The sequence below is a fragment of the Brenneria sp. L4-2C genome, assembly GCF_040240335.1.
In the GTDB taxonomy this organism is placed as follows: domain Bacteria; phylum Pseudomonadota; class Gammaproteobacteria; order Enterobacterales; family Enterobacteriaceae; genus Brenneria.
Genome location: NZ_JBEIAC010000005.1, coordinates 1 through 26,992, shown reverse-complemented (window position 1 = coordinate 26,992; position 26,992 = coordinate 1). Strand labels below are relative to the sequence as shown.

Below are 26,992 nucleotides of genomic sequence, written 5' to 3'. Positions count from 1 at the left end.
ATATGACGGTAATGATTGTCGGCGGCGGCATGGCCGGCGCGACGCTGGCGCTGGCGATAGCCGAGCTTTCACAGGGAAACGTGCCGGTTGAGTTGATTGAAGCCCAATCGCCGCTCGATCGCCGGCATCCGGGGTTTGACGCGCGCGCCATCGCCCTATCGGCAGGCACCAGCCAACAGTTGGCAAACGTCGGCATCTGGCAGGCGCTGGCCGGCTGCGCGACCCCGATAACCCGGATACATGTCAGCGATCGCGGCCACGCCGGCTTTGTCGACCTGAAAGCATCCGACTATTGCGTACCGGCGCTGGGTCATGTGGTCGAGCTGCACGAGGCCGGACAGCGCCTCTTCTCACTGTTGCAAAAAGCGCCCGGCGTTCGTCTGCACTGTCCGGCGAAGGTGGTTGACGTCGCTCGCACGCAGAACGCCGCCACGCTAACGCTGGATAACGGCGCAACGCTGACGGGGCGATTGCTGGTCGCCGCCGACGGCTCGCTTTCCCGTCTGGCGCAGTCTTGCGGCATCGAGTGGCGGCGACAAGACTATAATCAGATCGCCGTCATCGCCAACGTCACCACCACCGAGCCGCATCAGGGACGGGCGTACGAGCGCTTTACCCCTCACGGGCCGCTGGCGCTGCTGCCCATGAACAAGGGCCGCAGCGCGCTGGTCTGGTGTCATGAGGAAAACAAGCAGGATCAGGTGGATAGCTGGAGCGAAGCCGAATTCCGCCGTCAGTTGCAACTGGCGTTTGGCTGGCGTCTGGGCGCCTTTACCCACATCGGCGAACGTCGCAGCTATCCTCTGCGCCTGCTGACGGCTAATCAGCACATTCATCACCGTTTGGCGCTGGTGGGCAATGCGGCGCAAACGCTGCATCCGATTGCCGGACAAGGATTCAATCTGGGGCTGCGCGATGTGATGTCGCTGGCGGAAACCCTGGTCGACGCGGTGAAACACGGGCAGGACCCTGGCGACTATGCGGTTCTCAGCCGCTACCAGCAGCGCCGTCAGCCCGACCAGCAGACCACGGTGGCGATCACCGACGGTCTGGTCAGACTGTTCGCTAACCGCTATACCGCATTAGAGATTGGGCGCAATCTGGGCCTGATGACCATGAATAATCTGCCGCTGCTGCGCGATGCCCTCGCCCGCCGTACGCTGGGCTGGGTGGAACGTTAAGCGCGCCAACGGGATATAACAGGAAGAGGTGTATGCAATCATTCGACGTGGTTATCGCCGGCGGCGGTATGGTCGGTCTGGCGCTGGCTTGCGGCTTGCAGGGCAATGGCCTGCGTATTGCCGTACTGGAGCAGTGGCCGACCGTCCCTCAGGCGCAGGAAAAAGAATATGCGTTGCGGGTGTCCGCCATCAACGCCGCCAGCGAACGCCTGCTTCGCCATCTGGGGGTGTGGGAAAACCTGACGGCGCAGCGGGTCAGCCCCTACAACGACATGCAAGTCTGGGATAAAGACAGCTTTGGCAAAATCAGCTTCAGCGGCGAGGAGTTCGGTTTTTCCCATCTGGGCCATATCATTGAAAACCCGGTTATTCAGCAGGCGCTGTGGCAACGCGCGTCTCAACTGAGCGATATCACCCTGCTGGCGCCCGCCGCGCTGAAACAGGTGGCCTGGGGAGAAAACGAAGCCTTCATTACCCTTCAGGACGGCGACATGTTAACGGCGCGGCTGGTGGTCGGCGCGGACGGCGCGCACTCCTGGCTGCGTCAGCATGCCGATATTCCCCTGACTTTCTGGGATTACGGCCATCATGCGCTGGTCGCCGGCATCCGCACGGCATCTGCGCATCAGTCGGTCGCGCGGCAGGTCTTTCACGGCGACGGCATTCTCGCGTTTCTGCCGCTTGGCGATCCGCATCTCAGTTCCATTGTCTGGTCGCTGCCGCCAAATCAGGCGCAGACCATGCTGACGTTGCCGGTCGAGGAGTTTAATAAGCAGTTGGCGACGGCGTTCGATACCCGGTTGGGCTTGTGCAAACTGGAGAGCGAACGGCAGGTCTTTCCGTTAACGGGCCGCTATGCCCGCAGTTTCGCCGCCCATCGTCTGGTGCTGATCGGCGATGCTGCGCACACTATCCATCCGCTGGCGGGCCAGGGCGTCAATCTTGGTTTTATGGATGCGGCGGAATTGATTTCTGAGCTGAAACGCCTGCAAGCGCAGGGTAAGGATATCGGTCAGCATCTCTATCTGCGGCGTTATGAACGTAAACGTAAACACAGCGCCGCCGTGATGCTCGCCAGTATGCAGGGATTCCGCGAATTGTTTGCCGGCAACAACCCGGCCAAAAAGCTATTGCGCGATGTCGGCCTGTTGCTGGCGGACAACCTGCCCGGCGTCAAACCGACGTTGGTGCGTCAGGCCATGGGGTTAAACGATTTACCCGCCTGGCTGGAGAAAGGGGAATAGCCCTCAGGGGGCGTGCGCGTTATGCCATGCGCCAGTCAGGCTTGAGCTTGTCGATTACTTGTACGGGTAATGACTGAATTGACGATAAGACCGGCCGCATTGCACTTTCCTCATCGCGTTTTTGAAAGCCAGAATAAAATGGATGACTATCAGGCGCCGGACATGCGCTATGGCGACCATAATGCGCTATGGCGACAATAGCGAATCCACCCTCAAAACTATCTTCGGCCTCACGGACGTGTCTGCGCGGGTTAATCCCTATACGCGCGCCGAGATAGCGGCTCCCGGCTGGACTTACCCGTATGAGTTGGGCCGCAGGCCAAACACCCGATACCTCTCCACAGAAGAATGCCTGAGCCGCCTGTTCGCCGAATTTCACGATAACGCATGGCCTTTCGCCATGCGCGGGCCTTACGCGCCCCTTATCCATCAGATGATCGACCATATGCGCTACGGCAACGGCGCGACCTTCCGCAGCCCGCTGCTTGATCAGGCGCTAAGAGAACAGCTTGTCGAGGATTTGTCGGAATACAGTACATTGCTCAATATCAAGGAGTCTCTTCGTGAAAATATCGACTGGAAAAACAAACTATTTCCGGCAGCGGCAGAAAACAAAATCAAAGAAGCGATAATGAATAGCATATTGCCGAAGTTTGATAGATTGATTGACCATGTTAACGGTATGGGGATTACCGTTCATGATATCTGGTCAGCCCATATCACCCTGAAGTCCCTGTACATTGGCGATAACGACTTTCACGCCGTGGTTCACTACCGGGTGCAGGATCATTTTGGACTGGATGACGAGGATATTTTGAAGTGGCTATTTCGCCAGTTTAGTTTCTTTAAGATTTGGTTTGTTCTGCAACACTACGGCCCGCTGGCGCAGCGGCCGTTTATCACCGAGATGGAAACCGAGGTGGAAATTACCAGGATGGGGCGTAAATGAAGATATTGTCGAAAAAACGCGTAGTTGCCGTTCTGGCCGTGCTGGCCGCCGTGTACGGCATTATCTGGCTTTCCCGGCCGGTAAAAATCGTGGCGATTCATCAACGCAATAATTTCAGCGATGTGCTGGTGCTGAACTTTCCGCTAACCAACCGGGGAAAAATCGACTGGTGGCTGAAGAATAAAGATATGCTGAAAGAGAAATATGCTATCCCCAAACGCTCGTTTTATGGCTCCTTCACCATCGCCTTCCTGGACTTTAGCGAGGGTTATAAGAAAAGCGACTACGATCGTCTGTGTTTTGAGGATATGCAGACAGAGAAAAACTGCATTGAGAAACAACTGGTTTTCTCTGTAGATGACAATGGGAAAGGCAGTATTCTTATAGAGACATCGAGTCAACTCTACAAACAGCAGTCGGATGGAGAGATCGTCCCTTACGAATTTCACATACAAGTCAGATAAATGCCGATATAAGGCATGATGCTGTAAACAGAGCGTTTATCACCGGGATGGACATCAGGATGAGCGTATGAAGATTTTATCGAAAAAGCCTGTAGTTGCCGTTTTGAGCGTTTTGGGCGCCGTGTACGGCATTATCTGGCTTTGCCGGCCGGTAAAAATCGTGGCGATTCATCAGATGCAGCATTTCAGCGATGTGCTGGTGCTGAATTTTCCGCTGACCAACCGCGGGAAGATCGACTGGTGGCTGAAGAATCAGGCGATGCTGCAAGAGCAATACGCCATCCCCAAACGCTCGTCTTATGGCTCCTTCAATATTACCTTCTGGGACTTCGGCGAGGGTTATAAGGAAAGTGATTATGACCGCCTATGTTTTGAAGATAGGCCAGTAGAGAAAAACTGTATTGAAAAACAACTTCTTTTTTCCATAAATGACAATGGCGCGGGCAGTATCACGCTCAGGACATCTAATCAACGGTATAGACTACAGCCGGATGGAGAGATCGTCCCTTATGAATCCCGCGTGGATATCATCAGATGAATGCCGATATAAGGCATGATGCTTTAAACAAAGCGTTTATCACCGGGATGGAAATCAGGATGAGCGTATGAAGATTTTATCGAAAAAGCGTGTAATCGCCGTTTTGAGCGTTTTGGGCGCCGTGTACGGCATTATCTGGCTTTGCCGGCCGGTGAAGATCGTGGCGATTCATCAGATGCAGCATTTCAGCGATGTGCTGGTGCTGAATTTTCCGCTGACCAACCGCGGGAAGATCGACTGGTGGCTGAAGAATAAGGATATGCTGCAAGAGCAATACGCCATCCCCAAACGCTCGTCTTATGGCTCCTTCAATATTACCTTCTGGGACTTCGGCGAGGGTTATAAGGAAAGTGATTATGACCGCCTATGTTTTGAAGATAGGCCAGTAGAGAAAAACTGCATCGAAAAACAACTTGTTTTTTCTGTAAATGATAATGGAAAAGGATTTGTTTTTATCAAAACACTCAATGGAACTTACGAACAAATGCCAGATGGAAATATTGTCCCTTACGAATTTCACATACAAGTCAGATGAGCGCGGACATAAAAAGTGACGATTTACGCCAGACTGGCATTATGCAGCCGGTCGTTTATCAGCGGGATGACTACCAGGGATGGGTGCAAATGAAGATTTTATCGAAAAAGCGTGTAATCGCCGGTTTGAGCATTCTGGCCGCCATCTACAGCATTATCTGGCTTTCCCGGCCGGTAAAAATCGTGGCGATTCATCAGAATCAGCATTTCAGTCATGTACTGGTGCTAGACTTCCCGCTGACCAACCGAGGCAAGATCGATTGGTGGCTGAAGAATAGGAAAATGCTGCAAGAGCAATACGCCATCCCCAAACGCTCGTCTTATGGCTCCTTCAGCATCACCTTCTGGGATTTCGGCGAGGGGTACAAGGAAAGCGACTACGATCGCCGATGCTTTGAGGGTATGCCGTCAGAGAAAAACTGCATTGAAAAACAACTGGTTTTCGCTATAAACGACAATGGCAGAGGCGATATTACTCTTAAAACCCCTAGCCAGTGGTACAAACAGCAGCCGGACGGGAAAATCGTCCCTTACGAACCCCGAGTGCATATAGTCAGATGAATGTCTCATGAGGAAAACAGATCGTTTATCACCGGGATGGTCATCAGGATGGCGTATGAAGATTTTATCGAAAAGGCGTGTAATCGCCGTTTTGAGCATTCTGGCCGCCATCTACGGCATTATCTGGCTTTCCCGGCCGGTAAAAATCGTGGCGATTCATCAAATGCAGCATTTCAGCGATGTGCTGGTGCTGAATTTTCCGCTGACCAACCGAGGGAAAATCGACTGGTGGCTGAAGAATGGGGCGATGCTGGAAGAGAAATACGCTATCCCCAAACGCTCGTCTTATGGCTCCTTCACCATCACCTTCTGGGATTTCAGTGAGGGCTATAAAGAAAGTGAATACGATCGTCTGTGCTTTGAGGATATGCAGACAGAGAAAAACTGCATTGAAAAACCGCCGCTTTTCTCTATAAACGACAATGGCAGAGGCGATATAACGTTTAAAACATCTAGCCAGCTGTACGAACAGCTACCGGACGGGAAAATCGTCCCTTATGAATCTCAAATGAAAGTTAGGTGAATGCCTACATAAGGAATGATGCTGCAAACAGTCGTTTATCACCGGGATGGAAACCGAGGTAGAAATTACCGGGATGGGTCGTAAATGAAGATTTTATCGAAAAAACGCGTGGTTGCCGTTTTGAGCATTCTGGCCGCCATCTACAGCATTATCTGGCTTTCCCGGCCGGTAAAAATCGTGGCGATTCATCAACGCAGTGATTTCAGCGATGTGCTGGTGCTGAACTTTCCGCTCACCAATCGGGGAAAGATCGACTGGTGGCTGAAGAATAGGGCGATGCTGAAAGAGAAATACGCGATCCCCAAACGCTCGTCTTATGGCTCCTTCACCATCACCTTCTGGGATTTCAGCGAAGGCTATAAAGAAGAGGGTAAATACGATCGTCGATGCTTTGAGGATATGCCGACAGAGAAAAACTGCGTTGAAAAACCGCCGCTTTTCTCTATAGACGACAATGGCAGGGACGATATTACGTTTAAAACATCTAGCCAGCTGTACGAACAGCTACCGGGCGGGAAAATCGTCCCTTATGAATCTCAAATGGAAGTTAGATGAATGCCTATATAAGAAAAGACGCTTGCCGCCGGTGGTGAAAAGTGGCTTAAGACTGGTATTGCGTGATATTGGCCTGTTGCTGGCGGACAACCTGCCCGGCGTCAAACCGACGTTGGTGCGTCAGGCCATGGGGTTAAACGATTTACCCGCCTGGCTGGATGAACAGCGCTAGCCGATGCACAGCCGATTCCCCCGCCTCGCAGGCGGGGATGTCGTAATAGCGGGAGATTATTCGTCCGCGCCGACGCGCACCACCAGCTTGCCGAAATTTTTCCCCTGCAACAGCCCGGCAAACGCCTCCACGGTATTCTCCAGTCCATCCACCACATCTTCGCGGTATTTGATTTTGCCTTCCGCCACCCACGGAGAGACCGCTTGCCAGAATTCATCGAAACGATGACCGTAGTCGTCAAAAATGATGAACCCCTGTATGCGAATGCGTTTTTTCAGAATGGTTCCCATCAGCAACGGCAGGCGATCCGGCCCATCAGGCAGCGCGGTGGCGTTGTAGCTGGCGACCAGTCCGCATAGCGGAACGCGGGCAGAGGTATTGAGCAACGGCAGCACCGCGTCAAACACCTTGCCGCCGACGTTTTCGTAGTAGATATCGATGCCGTCCGGGCAGGCCGCTTTGAGCCGATCGGCGAAATCCGCCGCGCGGTGATCGAGACAGGCATCAAATCCCAGTTCCTCAACCGCATAGCGGCACTTCTCCGCCCCGCCGGCGACCCCCACCACATGACACCCTTTTAGCTTACCGATCTGTCCGACCGTCGCCCCCACCGGGCCGGTCGCCGCCGCCACCACCAGCGTTTCCCCTGCTTTGGGTTGTCCAATATCCATCAGCCCCATGTAGGCGGTGAATCCCGGCATGCCGAGCACGCCCAGCGCATAAGAAGGATGTTGCGGAGAAGCGCCCAGATTGGTTAACCCGCGGCCGTCGGAAATCGCATAATCCTGCCAGCCGCTGTAGGCCAACACCCAGTCTCCCACACGGTAATCGGGATGTTGCGAAGCCACAACCCGACTAATGGTGGACCCGACCATGACATCCCCCAGTTCGACCGGTTTGGCATAGGAGGGCGCATCGCTCATGCGTCCGCGCATATAAGGGTCGAGCGAAAGGTAAACCGTGCGCAGAAGAACCTCCCCCGCTTTTACCTCAGGGATCGGATGCCGCTCGATGCGGAAATTCTCCTGCGTGGGCGCGCCGTGCGGACGTGAAGCCAACACAATCCGGCGATTATTCTGAACTGTTTGCGGCATGACGACTCTCCTGTGTAATAAGCGAATGGCTAGGTTGTGGGCCGGGATCGCCGCCGCCTTTGTCCTTGATTAAAAGAGAAAGGCATCCGGCATCAGCAACCAGACATAAAGACCATAATCATAGACTATGCGCCGCCAAAGACGTTCATCCGATACCGGCCTTCTGCCGCGGAGGAACAGCGATAAGAATCAGGCAAATGTCATTAGCGTCAATGCCAATCACCGTATCACCCCACCCTGTCGGCGTCAGGGGGCGGTTTATGATGAACTCGGCTTTGACGGCTGAAAAAGTACATGGGGTGGTTAATAACGGCGGGCGATTTTCATCAGGCTGCTAATTATGCGAACCGCAGCACGGTTATTTTATCGTCTTTTCGAATAAGCTATTAAGATACCGCGTATCCTGAAACAATGTCGATATATTGGTGTTTTCTATAAACAGCAAGAAATCAATAAGAAATTTCGCATAGACTTATTTGGTTTACATAGCAGAGCTATTATTTTAAATAGTTATAATATTAATAAAATAGGCTTATCTCTCCGCGAAATGAAAAACTAATTTACATAAATATACATTTAGAAATATTAATTTATTTCCATCTTACTCAATGGCGCAATTATTAGCCAATTTCTCCCTTTGATGGCGTGAATATAAAATCGATAATAATTGCCGATAGGTGTAATATCCCGACTGAATAAGATGTTATCCCAGCAGGTATATATACCTGGAATATTCGAGCTGCGGCAAGGCGGCATCACCGCATTTGAAGGCGAGCGGCAGATGAGGATCAACGCTTGTTCACTTCGGATATTGCTCTATACCCAATAGATGTCGAGTTGCAGGACAAAACGCATGGCGTTTTGAACAGCGCTTGCGCTGGCCCCGAAGGGCCGAGTAACCCAGCCAACGCACCAGCGACTTAAAAGATGACGGGTATATTAGTTCATCAGTATGATGTATGAATCGGACTTAATTCCGAATAGCACTCGTACGGAATTAAACCTGTTACACCAGGTTATTTAGGAGAGAATAATATGCAGTTACGCACCACAAAGGAAAAAATCCTGATGGCAATACTGATCGGGATAATTGCGGGCCTCGTTTGCGCCCTTGCTAAATTTGGCTGGGAGATCCCGTTTCCACCCAGAACGCCGGCTCGCGATCTGACCAATCCGCCGCAGGAATTATTACAACAGCTTGGTATGTCTTTTGAAATGTCTCATATTACCTATTTGTTCAACGGTAATGCGAGACCAATCATGAGCTTTATCATGCACTTTGGTTTTTCTATTACTTTTGCCGTGCTCTATTGCATCATCGCCGAGTTTAATCCCAAAATTAAACTCTGGCAGGGCGCTTTTTACGGTCTGGTGCTCCACATTGTATTCCACGTTTTCCTGCTGCCGCTGTTCGGCACCGTTCCGGCACCGTGGGATCAACCGTTTGCCGAACACTTCTCTGAACTGTTCGGTCATATGTTCTGCTTCTGGCTGGTGGAAATCGTCCGCCGCGATCTGCGTAACCGCATCACGCATGCGCCGGATCCGGAAGTCCCCGCGGCTGAAGCCACACGCTGATTCCGCTAACGCGTAACATAACGGCCGCCTTACTCTAAAGGCGGCCGTTTTTTATTCGCCTGTCTGACTCACCGTTTCGACTCGCTTTCCGCCGGCATGAACATTGCCGTTATATACTTTTTTGTCATTAAAAAGTATTTTTTGTGCTTTTACACCTTGACCCGACCTCCCTACATTTACAGCAACATAAGATGGGCTAATGTAAACCTCAAGGAATCAGGGAATGGAAAAAAAATCATCAGCAACGCGATATCCCTCGGCTAAACTTCTCACCGCAGGCGCCTTATCCCTGCTTTTTGCCTTCACCCCCAGCGCATGGAGCGCCGACAATAGCGAAAAACCGGTTCAGGGCGGCATACTCAATGTCGGGCTGGGCAGCGATACGCCAACCATCGATCCCCATACCACCGCCTATGGCGTCGCCGCGCTGGTCACGCGCAACGTTCTCGACTCGCTGGTCGGCCAGGCCGAGGACAACAGTTTTACCCCCTGGTTGGCGGAGCGCTGGGAAATCAGCGACGATCGCAAGGTTTACACTTTCCATTTGCGCAAGGATGTGACTTTCAGCGACGGCACCAAGCTGGACGCGGCGGCGGTGAAATTCAACTTTGACCGCATTCTGGATCCGAAGACCATCTCCCCGTACTCCAAATCGTTGCTGGGGCCGGTCGAGGCCATCGAAACCCCGGACGACTACACGCTGGTCCTGCGCTACAAGGAAGCGTTCGCGCCGCTGTTGCAGGGGCTGAGCCTGCCCTACCTGGGCATTCAGTCGCCGACTTATCTGAAGAACACCCCCAACACCAGCAACACCGTGGTGGGCTCCGGTCCGTTTATTCTCGACTCATTCGTGAAAGGCAGCGGCAGTAAGCTGAGCAAACGCGCCGATTATAATTGGGGGCCGGGCTACGCCGCTCATCAGGGGCCGGCTTATCTGGACGGCATCGAGTTCAAGTTCCTGCCGGAAGCCGCCGTGCGGCTGGGCGCGCTGAACAGCGGACAGGTGCATGCCATCGACGCCATTCCGCCGGTCAACCACGCGCAGGTGCTGAAAAACGGCAAATTGCAGGTGGCCACCTACGAAAACCCCGGCGTCAACCGCGTGCTCTACCTCAACATTGCGCAGGGCCCCTTCCAGGACGTCAAGGTGCGCCAGGCGTTCCAAAGCTCGGTGGACGGCCCGGCAGCGGTCAAGGCCACCTTCTTCGGCACGCTGAAAGCGGCGAACAACGTTCTCGGCCCCTCCACGCTGTACTATGATCCAGCCGTCGCTTCCACCTGGGGATTCGATCCGAACAAGGCTAATCGTCTGCTGGATGAGGCGGGCTGGTCGACGAAGGACGCTCAGGGCTACCGCACCAAAGACGGCAAACGCCTGACCGCGCGCTTCATTTACGTCGCCAACAATCTGGAATCGGCCGATGTGGCCCTGTTTCAGGCGGTGCAGTTCCAGGTCAAACAGACCGGGTTCGATCTCCAGCTCGATCCGGTGGATTCCGGCATCTTCTCCAGCCGCACCGCCTCCAGCGACTATGACATCGCCTCCAACTACTTCGTGCGCCCCGAGCCGGACATTCTGCGCACCGTGTTCCACTCCGCCTACATCCCGCCGCAGGGCAACAACCACGCCCGCGTAAACACGCTGGACGACAAACTGATCCGCGCGGTAGGCGCCGGCGACGAGGAACGCAAGCGCCTGTACCATGAAGTGCAGCGTGAAGTGATCGAACAGGCTTACGTGGTGCCGCTGTACGTCCCGGCGTTCCAGTTGGGGCTGTCGAAGAAGGTACACGGCGTCAGCTGGGCCACCAACGCCAAACCGAACTTCTACGATGCCTGGATTAGCCGTTAACCTACGCGCCGCCGGCCAACGCCTGTTCACCATCGTCGCCGTGCTGTGGGGCGCGGCGACGCTGTCGTTCATCGCCGTCAAGCTGATTCCGGGCGATCCGGTGTCGATTATTATCGGCGGCGGCGACGCCGTGGTGGACGAGGCGTTCCGCGCCGAGCTGGTGCAGCAATTCGGCCTCGACCAGCCGCTGTGGATGCAATACCTGCGCTACTGCGGACAGGCGCTGAGCGGCGATCTGGGCGACAGCTACCAGTTTCGTCAGCCGGTGGTGACGGTGATCGCCACCGCACTGAAGGAAACCGTGCCGCTGGCGCTCAGCGCGCTGTTTCTGGCCCTGACTCTGGCGATCGTCAACGCGCTGGCCACCGCCGGGCGGCAGCATCGCCTGCGCCGCCTGCTCTCCGGACTGGAGCTGATTCTGCTCAGCACCCCGGTGTACTGGATCGGCATCCTGCTGCTTACCCTGTTCAGCTTCAAGCTCCAGTGGTTCCCGATTACCGGCAACGACGGCATCGCCGCGCTGGTGCTGCCGGTGATCACCCTGAGCCTGCCGCTAATGGCGGTGTTCAGCCAGGTGCTGCGGGACGGCCTGGAAGAGGCGCTGTCGCAGCCTTTCGCGCTTACGGTGCGTACGCGCGGCGTCGGCGAGACCGCGCTGCGCCTGCGTCACGCCTTGCGCCACGGCGCGCTGGCGATCTCCACGCTGACCGGCACGCTGCTGGCCGGCGTGCTGGGCGGTTCGATCCTGACGGAGACGGTATTCGGGCGCGCCGGCATCGGCCAGATCACCCTGCTCGCCATCGAAAACCGCGACATGCCGCTGGTGCTGGGGCTGGTGATGTTCTCCGCCTTTCTGTTCGTGGCGATCAATCTACTGATCGACGCGCTATACCTGCTGATCGATCCGCGTCTGAGGAAAAAGGAGTTGCCCCATGAGCAGTGATCCCGTGCTGCTGCCGCGCAGGCCGGCGCCGGTTTACCGTAATCCCTGGTTGGCGGCGGGTACGCTGCTGCCGGCGCTGATCGTCGCGCTGCTGGTGCTGGCGGTGTTCTTTCCGACGCTGTTTACCCGCTACACCCCGAACGACATGGATTTCGCTGCGGTGTTGCAGCCGCCGAGCACGCACCACTGGTTCGGCACCGATCAGCTTGGACGCGACGTATTCGCCCGCGTGGTCCACGGCACCTCGCTGTCGCTGACCATCGGCGTCGGCGCTACCCTGCTTGCCTGCACGGGCGGCATCCTGCTGGGGACGGCGGCGGCGCTGGCGCCGCGGGCGCTGCGTCAGTTGCTGGTACGCCTGCTGGACATCCTGCTCGCCTTTCCCGACCTGCTGCTGGCGCTGCTGGCCATCGCCGTGCTGGGACGCGGTCCGGAGAATACGCTGCTGGCCGTCGGGCTGGCCGGCATCGCGGGCTACGCCCGGCTAGTGCGCTCGCAGGTATTGCAGGTCAAGCTATCCGGCTACGTCGAGCACGCCGTGGCGCTGGGAGAATCGCCGCTGTACATCATTCTGCGTCACATCGTTCCCAATACCGTGCGTCCGCTGCTGATCCTGGCGACCATCGGCATCGGTCAGGCGGTGCTGGCGGCCTCCGCGCTGAGTTTTCTGGGGCTGGGCGTAACGCCGCCCACCGCGGAGTGGGGAGCGCTGCTGTCCGACGGCCGCAACTTTCTGGACAGCGCGCCCTGGGTCAGCCTGCTGCCGGCCAGCATGATCGCCCTGTCCGTCATCGCCATCACCCTGCTGGGACGCCGGTTACAATCCATCGTGGCAAAAGGCGGCGCATAATGACTTCCCAAACAAAGCAACATCCCGCTCAACCGCTGCTGCGGGTGGAGAGTCTGCACGTTAGCTTTCCCTCTCCGCACGGCCCGGTGGAGTCGGTGAAAAACCTTGGTTTTCAGGTGAATCCCGGTGAAATTCTGGCGCTGGTCGGCGAATCGGGTTCCGGCAAATCGGTTACCGCGCGCGCGCTGGTCGGACTGGCGGGCGAACATGCCGACGTACACGCCGACGCCCTCGATCTGCTGCGTCATGACGGCAGTCGCTGCGACCTGCGCTACCTGACCGATCGCGACTGGCTAGGCATTCGCGGCCGCGAGATCGGCTTTATCTTGCAGGATGCGCTGGTCTCGCTCGATCCGCTGCGCAGGATCGGTCAGGAAGTGGCGGAGCCGATCCTCACTCATCGGCTGGCGCCGCGCTCGGCGGTCGCCGGGCGGGTGGCGGCGCTGCTGGAGCAGGCGGGCATTCCCGACCCGGTCAACCGCGCCGCCCAGTATCCGCATGAACTCTCCGGCGGCTTACGCCAGCGGGCGCTTATCGCTTCCGCGCTGGCGGGCGGTCCGCAGCTATTGATTGCCGACGAACCCACTACCGCGCTGGACGCCACGGTGCAAAAGCAGGTGCTGACGGTGTTTACCGCGCTGGCGCAGGCCGGTCACGGCGTGCTGCTGATCACCCACGATCTGGCGGTGGTCTCGCAGGTGGCGGACCGGGTGATCGTCATGCAGAAAGGCGAACTGGTGGAGTCCGGTTCCGCCCGCCAGGTGCTTTCCGCGCCGCAGCATCCTTATACCCGCCGCTTGCTCGCGGCGATCCCCACCGCGGCCACGCGCGGCAACTGGCTGGCGGGCGAGAATCCGCTGCGCGATCTGCCCGCCGGGGTCTTGTCGTCGCTCAGCGCGCACGACGAAACGGTTTCGGAGGTGGCGCTGAAGGCGGAGCGGGTATCGGTCTCCTTTACCCGCCCTGACGGCAGCCGAATGCATGCCGTCAATCAGGTATCGCTGGAGGTGCGACGGGGTGAAACGCTGGGCATCGTCGGCGAGTCCGGTTCGGGCAAAACCACCCTGGGGAAAGTCATTCTGGCTTTGCGGAAACCGGACAGCGGCGAGGTATGGCTGGCGGATAATCCCTGGAGCGCGTTGCCGGAGCGTGAACGCCGCCCGCTGCGCGCCCGTATTCAGACCATCACCCAGGATCCGCTCGGTTCGTTCGATCCGCAATTCACCGTGGCGCAGATCCTCCAGCAGCCGCTGCGTTTACGCCGCGATCTCAGCCAGACGGATCGGCAACGGCGCATCCTGACGCTGCTGACGCTGGTCGGGCTGACGCCGGACCTGCTGACGCGCCGCCCGACCGCGCTCTCCGGCGGTCAGCGGCAGCGGGTGTCGATCGCTCAGGCGCTGGCCTCGGAACCGGATTTGCTGATCTGCGACGAGCCGGTTTCCGCGCTGGACGTCACCACTCAGGCGCAGGTGCTGGATCTGCTGGTGGCGCTACAGCGTCAGCTGCGGCTCACCATGCTGTTTATCTCCCACGATCTCGGCGTGGTGCAGCATATGAGCCATCGGATTGCGGTGATGAAAGACGGCGAAATCGTGGAAACCGGCGACGTGGAGCAGATCTTCAACCAGCCGCGGCATCCCTATACGCGGCTGCTGCTGTCGACGGTGAATTAATCCGCAAAACCGCGCCGCACGCTCAACATTCGAGACTTACTGAATGCGCGTGCGGCGTTCGGCCCCGCCCTTGTGACTAAAACGCCAGCACGGCCTGCAACAGATTGCGCGCATAAGGGTGCCGTACCTGCCCCAGTCGCGTAATGTCATCGACCCGCTCGATAATGCGCCCTTGCTGAAGGAATACGACCCGTTGACATAAATAGCTAATCGCCGTCAGATCGTGGCTGATAAACAGATAGGTTAGCCCCAGTCGCCGGCGTAAATCGGCCAGTAAATCAAGGATCTGCACTTGAACGGTCATATCCAGCGCGCTGACCGCCTCGTCCAGCACCATGAAATCCGGCTTGCCGGCAATGGCGCGGGCGATACAGACGCGCTGCATCTGCCCGCCGCTGAGTTGATGCGGGAAACGCTCGCAGATCTCCTCCGTCAGCCCGACCTGCTCCAGCAATGCAATCACCTGCCGCCGTATCTCCTGGCGCGGGATGCCGCCTTGCACCAGCAGCGGTTCAGATACGATGCTCAGTACGTTCATAAACGGGTTAGACGACGAGGTGTAATCCTGAAAAACCGCGCTGACGCGCGTTTGTGTTTTACGCCGCGCTTGCCAGAAGCGCGACGACGCATACAACGGCTGACCGGCTAACCGAACCTGACCGCGCTTCGGCGCCTCCAACCCCAGAACAATACGCCCCAGGGTGCTTTTACCGCTGCCGCTTTCGCCGATAACGCCCAGGCACTCGCCGGCCTGCACGCTGAACGACACGCCGTGCAATACGGGCATCCAGACGCCGTCATCCTGCGAACGATAGCCGTGATGAATGTCGTTCACTTCAACCAAGTCGCTCATGCTCCGCCTCCTGATATGCCGCATCCCGGTCGCGCCGCGGCGGATTGACCAGAGCGTGATAACGCTGTTGCAGGGCCTGACGCGACGCCACCAGATAGCGGGTATGCGGGTGATGGGGATGACGCAGCACCTGCTGCGCGTCGCCCTGCTCCACCGCACGCCCCTGCTGCATCACCAGCACCCGATCGGCGATATGATTCACCACGCCGAAATCATGCGAGATAAAAATCATGGTGGTGCCCAAACGTTCGCGGATCGCGCGGAACTCCTGCATGATCTCGTACTGCGTCACCGAATCGAGCGCCGTTGTCGGTTCATCGGCAATCAGCAGTTGCGGCTCCAGCGCCAGCGCAATGGCGATCATGATCCGTTGCAGCATCCCGCCGCTGATCTGGCAGGGGTATTTATCAAATAGTCGCGTGACATCGCGCAGCCGCACCCGTTGCATCATGTCCAGCGCCAGCCCGCGGGCATCGCCCTTGTTCAACGCCAGATGCGCGCGAAAGGTTTCCACCATCTGGCTGCCGAGCGTCTGCAAGGGATCGAAGGCGCTCATCGGGTGTTGCAGGATCATACCGATGGTTTTACCCCGCAGGCGACGCATCGCCTCCGGCTCCTGCGCCAATAAATTCATGTCATGCAACCAGGCCTGACCCGACGGGATAAACTGTCCGCCCAGCAGTCCCACGAGCGCGCGGCAGGTGAGGCTTTTGCCGCTGCCGCTTTCGCCGACGATACCGAGACAGGCATGGCGAGGCAGCGAAAAAGAAATGTCATGCAGCAGGCGACGCCGCCCGGAGACCAGCTCAACCTGTAAATTCTCTACCCGTAATAGATCGCTCATCAATGAGACTCCCGCGGGTCCAGCGCATCGCGCAGACAGTCGCCCAACAGATTAAATGCCGCCACCACAATCAGAATCGCCAGCCCCGGCGCCAGCATTTGCGTCGGATGGATCATCATCACTTTCTGCGCCTCGCTCAACATCGCGCCCCACTCCGCGGTGGGCGCCTGCACGCCCAACCCGAGAAACGACAGCGCAGAGATACTCAGGATCACCCAGCCGGTATCCAGCGTGGCCAGCACCACAATCTCCGCCAGCGAATTCGGCAAGAGATGGCGGCGCAGGATAAACCACAGCGGCGTTCCGCTGGCGCGTGAAAACAGAATATAGTTTTTCTGACTGTGTTTGATAACGATCCCACGGATCATGCGGGTATACCAGGCCCACTTCACCAGGATATTGGCCAGGATCACGTTAAACATGCCGACGCCCAGCACTCCGACGATCGCCAGGATCATCACCTGGCTGGGAAACGACAGCATGATATCGCAGCAGCGCATCATGACCTCATCCAGCCGCCCGCGAAAATAGCCGGATAAGAAGCCGAAGATGCAGCCGATGACGATGGTGATCGCCATCGTCAACAGCGCCAGAAAGAGCGTGGTCTGTACGCCGAACATCAGTCGGGACAGCACGCAACGCCCCAGATGGTCGGAGCCCAGGGGAAAACGCGCGCTGAAGTCGGCATATTTGCGCGCGATATTGATTTTATTCGGATCGTTGGGCGCTAGCCAGGGCGCGAAAATGCCGATCAGCGCCACCGCGACGATCACCAGTAAACAGAGCAGCGCGACTTTATCACGCAGCAGCCTGTGCGAAAAAAGCATATTATCCCTCTTGCCGTAGAGCCGGATCCATCCAACGCTGAATGATATCGACCAACAGATTGCAGATCACAAACAGCACGCCCATCATCAGAATATAAGCCTGAATGACCGGATAATCACGACTGAAAATCGCCGAGATGCAGAGACGCCCAACCCCCGGCCAGGCGAAGATATTTTCGATGATCACCGTTCCGGCCAGCAGTTGCGGGATACTCATTCCCAGCGCGGTGATGCTGCTGTGCAGCGAGTTTTTCAGCACATGACGCAGAATAATGCTTTTTTCAGCCAGCCCGCGCGCCCGTGCATAATACACATAATACTGCTGCATATTTTCCAGCATATTATTGCGGATCAGGCGGATATAGACGGCGACGTAAACCATGGACAGCGTAACCGCGGGCAGAATGATGTGTGAAAACGTGCCGCTGCCGCTGGTTGGCAGCAAGTCCCACGACAGCGCTAACCACCAGATCAGCAATAGCCCGAGCCAGTAGCTGGGCATCGCCGTGCCGAGGAACACCAGCGTGCGGACCAGACGGTCAAAAACGCTGTCTTTATAGACCGCGCTCAGCACGCCCAGCGGCACGCTAACGCACAGGATAATCACCAGAGACAACGCGGCAAGCGCCAGCGTCGCCGGTAAACAACGGGCGATTTCATCCAGCACCAGGCGATTATTGATGTAGGAATAGCCGAAATCCAGCCGCAGCGCATCATACAGCCAATAGAGATAACGGATCAGAAAAGGGCGATCCAATCCCAGTTGCTGACGCATCTGGGCGATCGCCTCCGGCGTCGGGATTATTTCATTCACCCGTAAGGCGACTTCCGCCGGATCTGCGGGTACCAGATTCAACAGAAAAAATGACAGGAATGAGATCCCTAGCAAAATCGGCAACGTCAGCAACAGACGACGGTAGAGATATTTTTTCACACGGCAACCTATAGCTTTGCAGGCGGAGGACACCACCGAATACATCCGTCATCTTTTCCCGGCGTGTTAAACCCTCTCGCACGGGCGGCCGACGACGGATATATCCGGTTCGTCACATCGGTTAATCGCGATACATGCGATCAAACGGGATCTCAAATTGCGACGGATTGAAATCCACGCCTTTCAGGCTGTTCACAAAAACCGCCCGGTTACGTTCATAGGTCAGCGGAATATAGACGGCCTCCTCATGCAGCGTGGTCAGCACATAGCGATATAATTCCTGCCGCTCTTTCTCATCGGTGGTGATCAGCGCATGTTTGATACTGTCGTCAATCTGCTTTTTCTGCGCCAAACCCTGTTGCGCCGCATAATCGCCGTAAACCGGCAATTTCATGCCGGAAAGGAATGATTGCGGATCGTAGGGCGTTCCCCAGGAGATATTAAACACGATATCGAATTGCCCGGCTTTCAGACGGTCGCGGTAGGCCTGTTCTTCTTCGCCATGCAGTTTGAGCTCAATGCCCAGTTCGGCGAATTCATTTTGCAGATATTCGGCGATCACCTTCTGCGAGGCGGTATTACTGTCGTAATAAATCCCGATAGACAACGGCTTGCCGTCTTTCTGCCGCCAGGTTTGCCCGCTTTTCTGTTGCCAGCCCGCCGCATCCAGCAGTTTTTTAGCCTGTTCCAGATCGTAGTCATAGGGTTTCAGATCGATATTGCTGTACGGCACATTTTTCGCCAGCAACGTATCCGCGGGGATCTCGCTGCCGTTAAAAATCCCTTCCGCGATATCCGTCTTATTCACCGCATGCTGCAACGCCTGACGCACGCGCACATCTTTCAGGTTTTCCGCTGTCGTATTAATCAACAACATGCGGGTTGAAACCGGCGCAGAGAGTTTGGTGGTGAATTTTTTATCTTTACTCAGTTGGGCGAACGCATCGGCATCAATCATGTTTTTACCGTAAATCAACTCGATCTCCCCCTTTTGCAAGGCGAGTAACCGGGTTTGCGTATCGGGAATGACTTTCATCACCACTTTTTCCAGCTTCGGCTTTTCCCCCCAATAATGGGGATTGAGCGTAAATACCGCATATTCATCGGTTTTATGTTCGCTCATGACATAAGGGCCGGTGCCGATATATGCGTTAACGCCTTGCTTCGTTCCCCCTTCTTTCATCGCCGCAGGCGAAATGAAGCGCATCGGACGGGTAACCGCCAGTTCGGTCAGGAAAGGATAATAGGGCTCTTTCAGCGTAAAACGCAGCCGGCGTTCATCCAACGCTTCGACTTTTTCGATAATACGCACCATCTCCAGCCAGCCGTGGCGTTCCCGGTTAGCCAGCACCGCATCGATATTCTGCTTCGCGGTTTGCGCGTTGAACGCCACGCCGTCGCTGAACTTCACATTTGAACGCAGCGTAAAGGTGTACACCTTGCCATCCGCCGAGGTTTCCCATTTTTCGGCCAGCCAGGGGGCGATGCCCTCCGGCGTCACTTTAACCAATGATTCATACAACATGTTCTGCGCCCAGATCTCGCCGGAGTAGATATGCGGGTTGAGATCGCGGGTATCGCGGAAATTAGCAAAAGTCAGCGATTGCGGTTCTTGAGCGACGGCCGGGCCGGCAAACAGCGGGGCGAGGCAGAATAACAGGGAGGTAATGAGCCAAGAGGATTTACGTTTTCCAGCATGCGTAGCAGATTTAAATTCAGGCATAGTAATAATCCATTTACCAAATAAGCGCCGAAACGCGGAATGAAAGCGATATAAAACCGTCCACAACAGGACAGAAAGGATGATACTGATTATCATTTAAAAAACTATGATTTAGCTCAGGGAAATTGAACGGAAATTACGCGCGGCGCTGATTTAACACCGCCCCGGCCGTGGGTTTGCGCGGCGACATCCTCCCGTCCCCTCGGCGTCGGTCAAGCGCGCATTCATGCCCTTGAGGTATGTTGAAGGTTGGTTTAGAAAACCGGCTTTACAAAATAATTTCACATGGATATAGTTCGGCCAATTTTTTAGCGGAGAACCCTCTTGGACAACCCTGGTTTTCGAACCCAATAACGGGCAAGCCAACGCATCTCTTCTGATTTGTTGCTTGCCAGTAAACGGCGGGCAGCACCACTCCTTTTCGCGGACTGTTGCATCCCCTGAATGAACGACGCTCACGTAGCGTGACCACGGTCGCCGACATAGCGTCCGATGTTTGGCGTCGCCAAAAATACCGGCTTTACCCGCCAGTCATTAAACACATGCTCACCCAGACGGTGATAAGGAGACAACATGGACGAGCACCCCAGATTATCCGGTAAACCGCGTCGGCCGGGATAAAGGAAACAGCCTTTTCCACCCACTTTCTGTTCGCCTCTCTTCCGTCCGTTACGCCCCATCATTCTCGATCCGCCTTACGTCCCGTTATCCGGGATGCGCGCCCGCGCGCGGCGGATAAGCAATACAAATAATCAGCATGAAAGAGATGATCAAATGACTGAAATGATCAATCAGACGGAAAACCGCCGCCAGCCGTCCAAAACCGCGGCCGTATTCGCCATCGCCCGCGAGGCGCAAAATAGCCTGGATCAAACGCTGGCCAACTTGAATACCCATCTTCACGGCCTGACTGACGACGACGTCGCCGACCGCCGTCAGACCTACGGCGAAAACCGGGTGGCGCATGAAAAAGCGCCGCATGCGCTGGTGCAATTGTTATCGGCATTCAATAACCCGTTTATTTACGTTCTGATTGCGCTGGCCGCCATCAGCTTTGTGACCGATTACTGGCTGCCAAAGCAGCAGGGAGAAGAGACGGAACTGACGGGCATCATCATCATCCTGGCGATGGTCAGCCTGAGCGGGCTGCTGCGTTTCTGGCAGGAGTTTCGCACCAATAAGGCGGCGGAAGCCTTGAAATCAATGGTGCGCACCACTGCAACCGTGCTGCGTCGGACAACGGAAAACGCATCGCCGGTACGCCGGGAAATTCCGCTCCAGCAACTGGTGCCGGGCGATATTCTGTTCCTTTCCGCCGGCGATATGATCCCGGCGGACGTTCGCCTGATCGCATCGCGCGACCTGTTCGTCAGTCAGGCGGTATTGACCGGAGAGTCGTTGCCGATTGAAAAATATGATGTTCTCAGCAATATCCAGGCCAAATCCAGCCAACCTGACACCGGCGGCGAGCATGATTTGCTGTCGCAGTCCGGCATTTGCCTGATGGGAACCAATGTTTCCAGCGGCACCGCAACCGCCGTGGTGGTGGCGACCGGCGACCAGACCTATTTTGGTTCATTGGCGAAATCCATCGTCGGCACCCGTTCCCAGACCGCATTCGACCGCGGGGTCAACAGCGTAAGCTGGCTGCTGATCCGCTTTATGTTGGTGATGGTGCCGGTGGTACTGTTGATTAACGGCTTTACCAAAGGCGACTGGATGGAAGCCAGTCTGTTCGCGCTGGCCGTGGCGGTAGGATTAACGCCGGAAATGCTGCCGATGATCGTTTCATCCAATCTGGCAAAAGGCGCCATCGCCATGGCGCGGCGCAAAGTGGTGGTCAAGCGCCTGAACGCCATCCAGAACTTCGGCGCGATGGATGTGCTCTGTACCGATAAAACCGGCACCTTGACGCAGGATCGCATCATTCTTGAACATCATCTTGATATTCATGGCCGTAACGATGAAGAAGTATTGCAGCTTGCCTGGCTAAATAGCTCGCACCAAAGCGGCATGAAGAACCTGATGGATAAAGCCATTATCCATTTCGGCCGCGATAAACCGGAAATCGTCGCGCTCGGACGCTATCGTAAGATCGATGAATTACCCTTTGATTTTATCCGCCGTCGCCTGTCTATCGTCGTGGCGGACGAAAACAACCATCAGCGCCTGATCTGTAAAGGCGCGGTGGAAGAGATGCTGGCTATTGCCACGCATGTCGCTGAAAACGGACGGCAGTTAGCGCTCGATGAACCCCGTCGCACGGCATTACAGACGCTGGCGGAGCACTACAACCGACAGGGCTTCCGCGTTCTGATGATTGGCGTGCGCGAGTTCGGCGCCGCTGGCGACGGACTACCGCTGAGCGCCGCCGATGAACGCGACCTGGTGATCCACGGCCTGTTGACCTTCCTCGATCCGCCGAAGGAAAGCGCCGCTTCCGCGATCCGCGCGCTGCATGAGAACGGCGTGACCGTTAAAGTGCTGACCGGAGACAACCCGATTATCACCAGTAAAATTTGCCGTGATGTCGGTCTGGAACCCGGAGAACCGCTGACGGGCGCGGAGATTGAAACGCTGAGCGACCAGCAGCTATCCGCGCTGGCGGAGCAACGCACGGTCTTTTCCCGCCTGACGCCGTTGCAAAAATCCCGCGTGCTGAAAGCCTTGCAGAGCAACGGTCACACCGTGGGCTTTCTCGGCGACGGCATCAACGATGCGCCGGCGCTGCGTGACGCCGATATCGGTATTTCGGTGGATACCGGCACCGATATCGCTAAAGAATCGGCGGACATCATCTTGCTGGAAAAGAGCCTGATGGTGCTGGAGGAAGGGGTAATTAAAGGACGTGAAACGTTCGGCAATATCATCAAATATCTGAACATGACCGCCAGCTCTAATTTCGGCAACGTGTTCTCGGTGTTGGTCGCCAGCGCGTTTATTCCATTCCTGCCGATGCTGGCGATTCATCTGCTGATTCAAAACCTGATGTACGACATCTCGCAGCTATCGCTGCCGTGGGACAAAATGGACAAAGAGTTTTTGCGTAAACCACGCAAGTGGGACGCCAAAAACATCGGCCGCTTTATGTTATGGATCGGGCCGACGTCGTCTATTTTCGATATCACCACCTATGCGCTGATGTGGTTCGTGTTCGCGGCCAATAGCGTGGAACATCAGGCGCTGTTCCAGTCCGGCTGGTTTATCGAAGGGTTACTGTCGCAAACGCTGGTGGTACACATGCTGCGCACCCGGAAAATTCCCTTCATCCAAAGCACCGCCGCCCTGCCGGTGATGCTGATGACCGGCCTGATCATGGCGTTGGGAATCTATATCCCCTTCTCGCCGCTGGGGGCGCTGGTCGGGCTACAGCCATTGCCATGGCAATATTTCCCGTGGTTGGCGGCCACGCTGATTGGCTACTGCACCGTCGCGCAACTGGTGAAACGCGCCTATATCCGCCGTTTCGGCCAATGGTTCTAACCACATTAACGGCGGGCATCATTCTGTCCGCCGGTGCATAACGTAAAAATCCCGGCGATTTTGACCGGGATTTTTAATTAGCTGGAAAGCACCATTCTCAGCACCGCCGCCGACTGCGCTTGAGGTAAAGATAAAATCGACTGATAGAAGTCTTGCATGATGTCGCAAGCCCTTTTACGGTCGACATTCGCAGCCTCCGGTCTCACGACCATCTGTAGATCATCGCCATATTTTAATTGCATCTGTTGTAAAATTGGTTGTATCGCCTGTTTGGCCGCCTCTATTTCCTGCGTTTTATCTACTGCTCTGGGAGTAATATAAGAAGCCGCGATTAAATCATTATCAGCCTGCATACGCTGCTGCATAATCTCCAAGGGCAATATTTTAGCCGGGTTAACGCCGCCGCTTACCGCCGGGAAAAGAAATTTGAAACAGGAATCGGCCCCATACGCCTGGAATTTTTCTATCTGTTTGAGCGTATTCCTCATCTGAGCCACAACCTTATCATCAGGCGCGTAATACAAACGCGATATCAAAAATGATGATATATCCGTCTGTATAATATCGATCAGTTGTTGTTCGCTTTTCCCTTCACGCTTTAATTTAACCATTTTCACTTGCAATTTATCATAAAAAACCGGGTCGGACTCCTTTATTGTACGATAGACAGGAAGTTGACTCATGGCCGTTTCAGCCTGCCTTAATTCTTCAGAAAAAGTTTTACCAGAGAATAAATAATTTACTCCCAAAAAATTCCACGCTGCGATTATCCCAATAAATATAGCGATACCTGATATCCTGCCAATCCATTGTTTTCGTCTCATAACGCTAATAAGGCCCACAGCGATAACGCCAACAACGCCAGAGATAATAACTTGCTGCCAGTCCATTTATATTCCTTATCACAAGATATTTTATATATTAAGCAATTAGAGTTACAGAGCAAAACGTTGCCCTTCGTACGGCTCCAGCGCACTGATACGCTACCGCCCCGCCGTGACTTCCCTGCCTGCAACCGCGACATCATAGCAGCAGTCACTGCCGCTGACATTAGTCGTCTTAGTACCGCAACCCATGATAAGGACACGGCTTGTCTGTAGCGACAAGACGCCTGAACACAACTTCAGCATCCTTGCACTCTGCCGGCGCTTGAGATGGTATTCAGGTTCAAATCCCGTCCGGCGACCAGCCGCTCTCCTCATCCCTACATCATAACCGAGCCTTCTGCCGCTGACATTAGCCATTCCTGTAACCCCGCCTAATGTCAGATGTAATAAACGTCGCCTAAATAGGCCGAAGTAGTTAAAAAACATTGCGAACGGCATTACGCCCAAACGGCGGTAAAAAACCACCCAGTCCACAGCTTAAGTTCAGCGGCAAGTGGTTGGAAGAACTCGGCTTTAATACCGGACAGCCCGTTATCGTCACCGTTGAGCGCGGGCGGCTGGTGATTGAGACTGAACTGCGGCTCTGACGGCTAAAGATAAAAATCCCGGCACAAGGCCGGGATCGTTGTTTAATCATCATATTTAAAATCAATATGAATCTTTAAAGTTTCCACATCTACCGTTACTTCACAACCATGCCAAAACGTTTTTTCCTGAGTTCTAAAATTAGCAATAAAGTAATTTCTTAACTCCACAAGTAGATCTAATAGATCGCTATTAGCTCGAGCTCCAGCAGAAAACCAGTTCGTATTACCGCTATACTTATCCACATAATCAAATTCACATTTGCAATGATCATTTTCAGGGGATAACTCTGCCCGCATAATTACCTTAGATGCACCATCTGGAACCACGGCTAGTAATATAGATCCTATATCATTATAGATTTCTTGATCCGCCCGCATTATTTACCTCCCGGCGCATTCTTAAAGGTCTCTGCAACAGGTCTTGATCCATCTATCGTATATTCCACATAGAATTTATCCGGTCTAGCACTATCACCAACATAAGAAGGTTGGATGCTAACCTTAACCTCTTTACCCTCGCTTAACGCTTTCGCCCAAGTATTTTCCATCTGTTTCCAAGCTCCTTTGTTTAGATTTCCATCCATTGACAAAAGGTTAAGTTTTTCTCCCGGACCATTAAAGATCGAGGCTATTAAGTGACCACCTTCATCACCTTCGATACCACACTTGCCTGCCTTACATTGCTGATAAGTATTTCTGTCCTTTACATTAGGGCTAAGAGTGGCATCAACCTGGCTGGGTCTTGCTAAATTGTCAGTTTTATAGATTTTATCACCATCCACCTTATAAACAGTGTTGGGTTTGGGGTTATTAAGCTCTTTACTCCAGTTTCCTTTGCTACCGGAAACAGCCGATATCTCATCGCTGGCTTTATTAATCAGCTTCGAGGCTTCAGCAATATCCCCTTTCTTCAGTGCGGTTTCTGCTGCCTTGATAATCTTACCAGCACCATCTCCCAGTACAGGCACCAGCCCTACTGCCGCAGCCAGATAATCCAGCGCACTCTGCGCTTCCGCAAAACTCTTGATATCCCCAACAATAGGAACAAAATCAGTACCAAATAAACCCGCGCCTTTCAGCAGTTCCTGCCTATGCGCTTCCATCCTGGCTGAACACGCTTCCGCACTCAGCCCTGCGCAATACTTCTCCTTAAACTCTTCCTGTGCCGCTTCAAGCTGCTTCCGGGCGTTCCGGTACTTCTCTTCCTGCGTCATTGTTCTCAATGATGTCACTGAGCGCGTTATTCTCCACAACAACTCTTTCTGTAAAAACTAAAAATCACCTAGGCTATTTATGAAGATTAAAACGATACATAAGCCAAATACCACAACCACCAAACGCACCAATAATAAGTCCTTGTGTCCCATATTTTATGATTTGAGGAAAGGATATCGGCTGCTTTGATACTAGCCATATTATGAAAATAAATGCGCATGCGCATGCGCATGCACAATAAAAAACCAATGAAAATAATGATAAAAATGGATGTTTCATTTCTTATCCTTATTTATATCTGCTTGTATAGATGAGTTACTTACTTCGGCACCACCAGAGCCGATAAACCCACCGACAATCCCCGGAACAGGACTCATTTTCCCACCCTTTAGCAAATATCCCGGACCAAATGCTTTCTCGGTGTACTTAAGTGCATTGCTACTCGCAGGCATACCAAAATAGTCCTTAATTGCTTTGGCTTCCAATCGACTGGTAATACGCGAACCTACAGCATAACCAATCCCTGTGCCTGCGGCTGCTCCCACCATGGCTGCTTCAGAGTTCTGTCCTGTTACCTGGCTGCTAAAATAGGCTCCGCCTACATTTAGCTGAAGGTTAGAGTGCAAAGATTTACCCGCCCCCCCAATACCTGTGAATCCGGATGTGAAGAAGCTGACATAATCGAATTTATCTCCAATATTGCCATTAAGCGCCTGAACTCCACCATTCGCCCCCAAACTTAATCCCAGACTAGTCAATTTAGCACCTGTTGTCGCTGAAGAGGTAAATAACGATCCTCCCCCCGCGACCAATCCCCAGAAATTTTCTGGCTCACCAATAAACGCCAAAGCACGATCACCGTTAGTAGTATGACTATTAATATAATTAAGGTCATAATTGTTATTGGATGCAACATAATCCCTTA

The 26,992-nt window shown here is 54.6% G+C and carries 29 protein-coding genes; 18 read left to right on the top strand and 11 right to left on the bottom strand.

Features of this window, described 5'->3' with window-relative positions; genetic code table 11:
* The first annotated feature begins 2 nt into the window (after positions 1–2).
* From ubiH to ABRZ26_RS09500, 11 genes are all read left to right on the top strand, one after another.
* Positions 3–1,181 carry a 2-octaprenyl-6-methoxyphenyl hydroxylase gene (ubiH, locus tag ABRZ26_RS09550; protein ID WP_319604036.1) on the top strand — a complete coding sequence of 393 codons (1,179 nt, stop codon included), beginning with the start codon at positions 3–5 and terminating at the stop codon, positions 1,179–1,181.
* 32 nt (positions 1,182–1,213) lie between these two features.
* A complete protein-coding gene (gene ubiI, locus ABRZ26_RS09545) occupies positions 1,214–2,425 on the top strand; it encodes an FAD-dependent 2-octaprenylphenol hydroxylase (RefSeq protein WP_319604035.1) in 1,212 nt (403 codons plus the stop codon).
* A gap of 69 nt (positions 2,426–2,494) precedes the next feature.
* Positions 2,495–2,626 (top strand): DUF3289 family protein, encoded by a 132-nt coding sequence (locus tag ABRZ26_RS09540; RefSeq protein ID WP_319604034.1) that lies wholly within the window; start codon positions 2,495–2,497, stop codon positions 2,624–2,626.
* Entirely contained in the window at positions 2,595–3,374 is a 780-nt protein-coding gene (locus tag ABRZ26_RS09535) for a YPO3983 family protein (RefSeq protein ID WP_413556190.1), read from the top strand. Before ABRZ26_RS09540 ends, ABRZ26_RS09535 begins: the two co-directional genes overlap by 32 nt.
* A complete protein-coding gene (locus ABRZ26_RS09530) occupies positions 3,371–3,838 on the top strand; it encodes a DUF943 family protein (RefSeq protein ID WP_319604032.1) in 468 nt (155 codons plus the stop codon). Before ABRZ26_RS09535 ends, ABRZ26_RS09530 begins: the two co-directional genes overlap by 4 nt.
* A gap of 67 nt (positions 3,839–3,905) precedes the next feature.
* Positions 3,906–4,376, top strand: coding sequence for a DUF943 family protein (locus ABRZ26_RS09525; RefSeq protein ID WP_319604031.1), 471 nt, complete (start codon positions 3,906–3,908; stop codon positions 4,374–4,376).
* A 67-nt stretch (positions 4,377–4,443) separates the two neighbouring features.
* Positions 4,444–4,911 (top strand): DUF943 family protein, encoded by a 468-nt coding sequence (locus ABRZ26_RS09520; protein ID WP_319604030.1) that lies wholly within the window; start codon positions 4,444–4,446, stop codon positions 4,909–4,911.
* 89 nt (positions 4,912–5,000) lie between these two features.
* Entirely contained in the window at positions 5,001–5,471 is a 471-nt protein-coding gene (locus ABRZ26_RS09515; RefSeq protein ID WP_319604029.1) for a DUF943 family protein, read from the top strand.
* A 55-nt stretch (positions 5,472–5,526) separates the two neighbouring features.
* A complete protein-coding gene (locus tag ABRZ26_RS09510) occupies positions 5,527–5,994 on the top strand; it encodes a DUF943 family protein (RefSeq protein WP_319604028.1) in 468 nt (155 codons plus the stop codon).
* 84 nt (positions 5,995–6,078) lie between these two features.
* A complete protein-coding gene (locus ABRZ26_RS09505) occupies positions 6,079–6,549 on the top strand; it encodes a DUF943 family protein (RefSeq protein ID WP_319604027.1) in 471 nt (156 codons plus the stop codon).
* Positions 6,524–6,721: a hypothetical protein gene (locus ABRZ26_RS09500; RefSeq protein WP_319604026.1), complete on the top strand. Its 198-nt coding sequence runs from the start codon at positions 6,524–6,526 to the stop codon at positions 6,719–6,721. Before ABRZ26_RS09505 ends, ABRZ26_RS09500 begins: the two co-directional genes overlap by 26 nt.
* 56 nt (positions 6,722–6,777) lie before the next feature.
* Here ABRZ26_RS09500 and curA read toward each other — a convergent pair whose 3' ends face one another.
* Entirely contained in the window at positions 6,778–7,815 is a 1,038-nt protein-coding gene (gene curA / locus ABRZ26_RS09495; protein WP_319604025.1) for an NADPH-dependent curcumin/dihydrocurcumin reductase, read from the bottom strand.
* A gap of 1,035 nt (positions 7,816–8,850) precedes the next feature.
* Between curA and ABRZ26_RS09490 the strand changes: the two genes are divergently transcribed.
* The 5 genes from ABRZ26_RS09490 to ABRZ26_RS09470 all read left to right on the top strand — a co-directional run bounded on the left by ABRZ26_RS09490 (position 8,851) and on the right by ABRZ26_RS09470 (position 14,714).
* Positions 8,851–9,393 (top strand): YagU family protein, encoded by a 543-nt coding sequence (locus ABRZ26_RS09490; RefSeq protein WP_319604024.1) that lies wholly within the window; start codon positions 8,851–8,853, stop codon positions 9,391–9,393.
* 223 nt (positions 9,394–9,616) lie between these two features.
* Positions 9,617–11,245, top strand: a complete 1,629-nt coding sequence (locus ABRZ26_RS09485) for an ABC transporter substrate-binding protein (protein WP_319604023.1) — start codon at positions 9,617–9,619, stop codon at positions 11,243–11,245.
* Positions 11,226–12,188 (top strand): ABC transporter permease, encoded by a 963-nt coding sequence (locus ABRZ26_RS09480; protein WP_319604022.1) that lies wholly within the window; start codon positions 11,226–11,228, stop codon positions 12,186–12,188. The genes ABRZ26_RS09485 and ABRZ26_RS09480 overlap by 20 nt, the downstream gene beginning before the upstream one ends.
* Positions 12,178–13,038 carry an ABC transporter permease gene (locus tag ABRZ26_RS09475; RefSeq protein ID WP_319604021.1) on the top strand — a complete coding sequence of 287 codons (861 nt, stop codon included), beginning with the start codon at positions 12,178–12,180 and terminating at the stop codon, positions 13,036–13,038. Before ABRZ26_RS09480 ends, ABRZ26_RS09475 begins: the two co-directional genes overlap by 11 nt.
* The gene (locus ABRZ26_RS09470) at positions 13,038–14,714 is read left to right on the top strand and encodes a dipeptide ABC transporter ATP-binding protein (RefSeq protein WP_319604020.1); all 1,677 of its coding nucleotides are present in this window, start codon (positions 13,038–13,040) and stop codon (positions 14,712–14,714) included. The genes ABRZ26_RS09475 and ABRZ26_RS09470 overlap by 1 nt, the downstream gene beginning before the upstream one ends.
* Before the next feature lie 76 nt (positions 14,715–14,790).
* Here the strand turns inward: ABRZ26_RS09470 and ABRZ26_RS09465 are convergent, their stop codons facing one another.
* From ABRZ26_RS09465 to ABRZ26_RS09440, 6 genes are all read right to left on the bottom strand, one after another.
* Positions 14,791–15,567, bottom strand: coding sequence for an ABC transporter ATP-binding protein (locus tag ABRZ26_RS09465; protein ID WP_319604019.1), 777 nt, complete (start codon positions 15,565–15,567; stop codon positions 14,791–14,793).
* Complete coding sequence (locus ABRZ26_RS09460) at positions 15,551–16,411, bottom strand: ABC transporter ATP-binding protein (RefSeq protein ID WP_319604018.1); 861 nt, start codon at positions 16,409–16,411, stop codon at positions 15,551–15,553. Before ABRZ26_RS09460 ends, ABRZ26_RS09465 begins: the two co-directional genes overlap by 17 nt.
* Positions 16,411–17,238, bottom strand: a complete 828-nt coding sequence (opp1C, locus tag ABRZ26_RS09455; RefSeq protein WP_319604017.1) for a nickel/cobalt ABC transporter permease — start codon at positions 17,236–17,238, stop codon at positions 16,411–16,413. The genes ABRZ26_RS09460 and opp1C overlap by 1 nt, the downstream gene beginning before the upstream one ends.
* 1 nt (position 17,239) lies before the next feature.
* Positions 17,240–18,172 (bottom strand): nickel/cobalt ABC transporter permease, encoded by a 933-nt coding sequence (gene opp1B / locus ABRZ26_RS09450; RefSeq protein WP_319604016.1) that lies wholly within the window; start codon positions 18,170–18,172, stop codon positions 17,240–17,242.
* A 121-nt stretch (positions 18,173–18,293) separates the two neighbouring features.
* Positions 18,294–19,895 carry a nickel ABC transporter substrate-binding protein gene (gene nikA / locus ABRZ26_RS09445; RefSeq protein WP_319604015.1) on the bottom strand — a complete coding sequence of 534 codons (1,602 nt, stop codon included), beginning with the start codon at positions 19,893–19,895 and terminating at the stop codon, positions 18,294–18,296.
* 455 nt (positions 19,896–20,350) lie between these two features.
* Positions 20,351–20,578: a hypothetical protein gene (locus tag ABRZ26_RS09440; protein WP_319604014.1), complete on the bottom strand. Its 228-nt coding sequence runs from the start codon at positions 20,576–20,578 to the stop codon at positions 20,351–20,353.
* Positions 20,579–20,669: 91 nt separating this feature from the next.
* Between ABRZ26_RS09440 and mgtA the strand changes: the two genes are divergently transcribed.
* A complete protein-coding gene (gene mgtA, locus ABRZ26_RS09435) occupies positions 20,670–23,378 on the top strand; it encodes a magnesium-translocating P-type ATPase (RefSeq protein WP_319604013.1) in 2,709 nt (902 codons plus the stop codon).
* A gap of 77 nt (positions 23,379–23,455) precedes the next feature.
* Here mgtA and ABRZ26_RS09430 read toward each other — a convergent pair whose 3' ends face one another.
* Positions 23,456–24,268, bottom strand: coding sequence for a hypothetical protein (locus ABRZ26_RS09430; protein WP_319604012.1), 813 nt, complete (start codon positions 24,266–24,268; stop codon positions 23,456–23,458).
* A gap of 422 nt (positions 24,269–24,690) precedes the next feature.
* Here ABRZ26_RS09430 and ABRZ26_RS09425 point away from each other — a divergent pair, with 422 nt between their 5' ends.
* Entirely contained in the window at positions 24,691–24,852 is a 162-nt protein-coding gene (locus tag ABRZ26_RS09425) for a SymE family type I addiction module toxin (RefSeq protein ID WP_319604011.1), read from the top strand.
* Positions 24,853–24,894: 42 nt separating this feature from the next.
* Here the strand turns inward: ABRZ26_RS09425 and ABRZ26_RS09420 are convergent, their stop codons facing one another.
* The 3 genes from ABRZ26_RS09420 to ABRZ26_RS09410 all read right to left on the bottom strand — a co-directional run.
* Complete coding sequence (locus ABRZ26_RS09420; protein WP_319604010.1) at positions 24,895–25,230, bottom strand: hypothetical protein; 336 nt, start codon at positions 25,228–25,230, stop codon at positions 24,895–24,897.
* A complete protein-coding gene (locus tag ABRZ26_RS09415; protein WP_319604009.1) occupies positions 25,230–26,066 on the bottom strand; it encodes a DNA/RNA non-specific endonuclease in 837 nt (278 codons plus the stop codon). The genes ABRZ26_RS09420 and ABRZ26_RS09415 overlap by 1 nt, the downstream gene beginning before the upstream one ends.
* A 276-nt stretch (positions 26,067–26,342) precedes the next feature.
* Positions 26,343–26,992 (bottom strand): hypothetical protein (locus ABRZ26_RS09410; protein WP_319604008.1); only part of this gene is annotated, 650 nt, incomplete at its 5' end.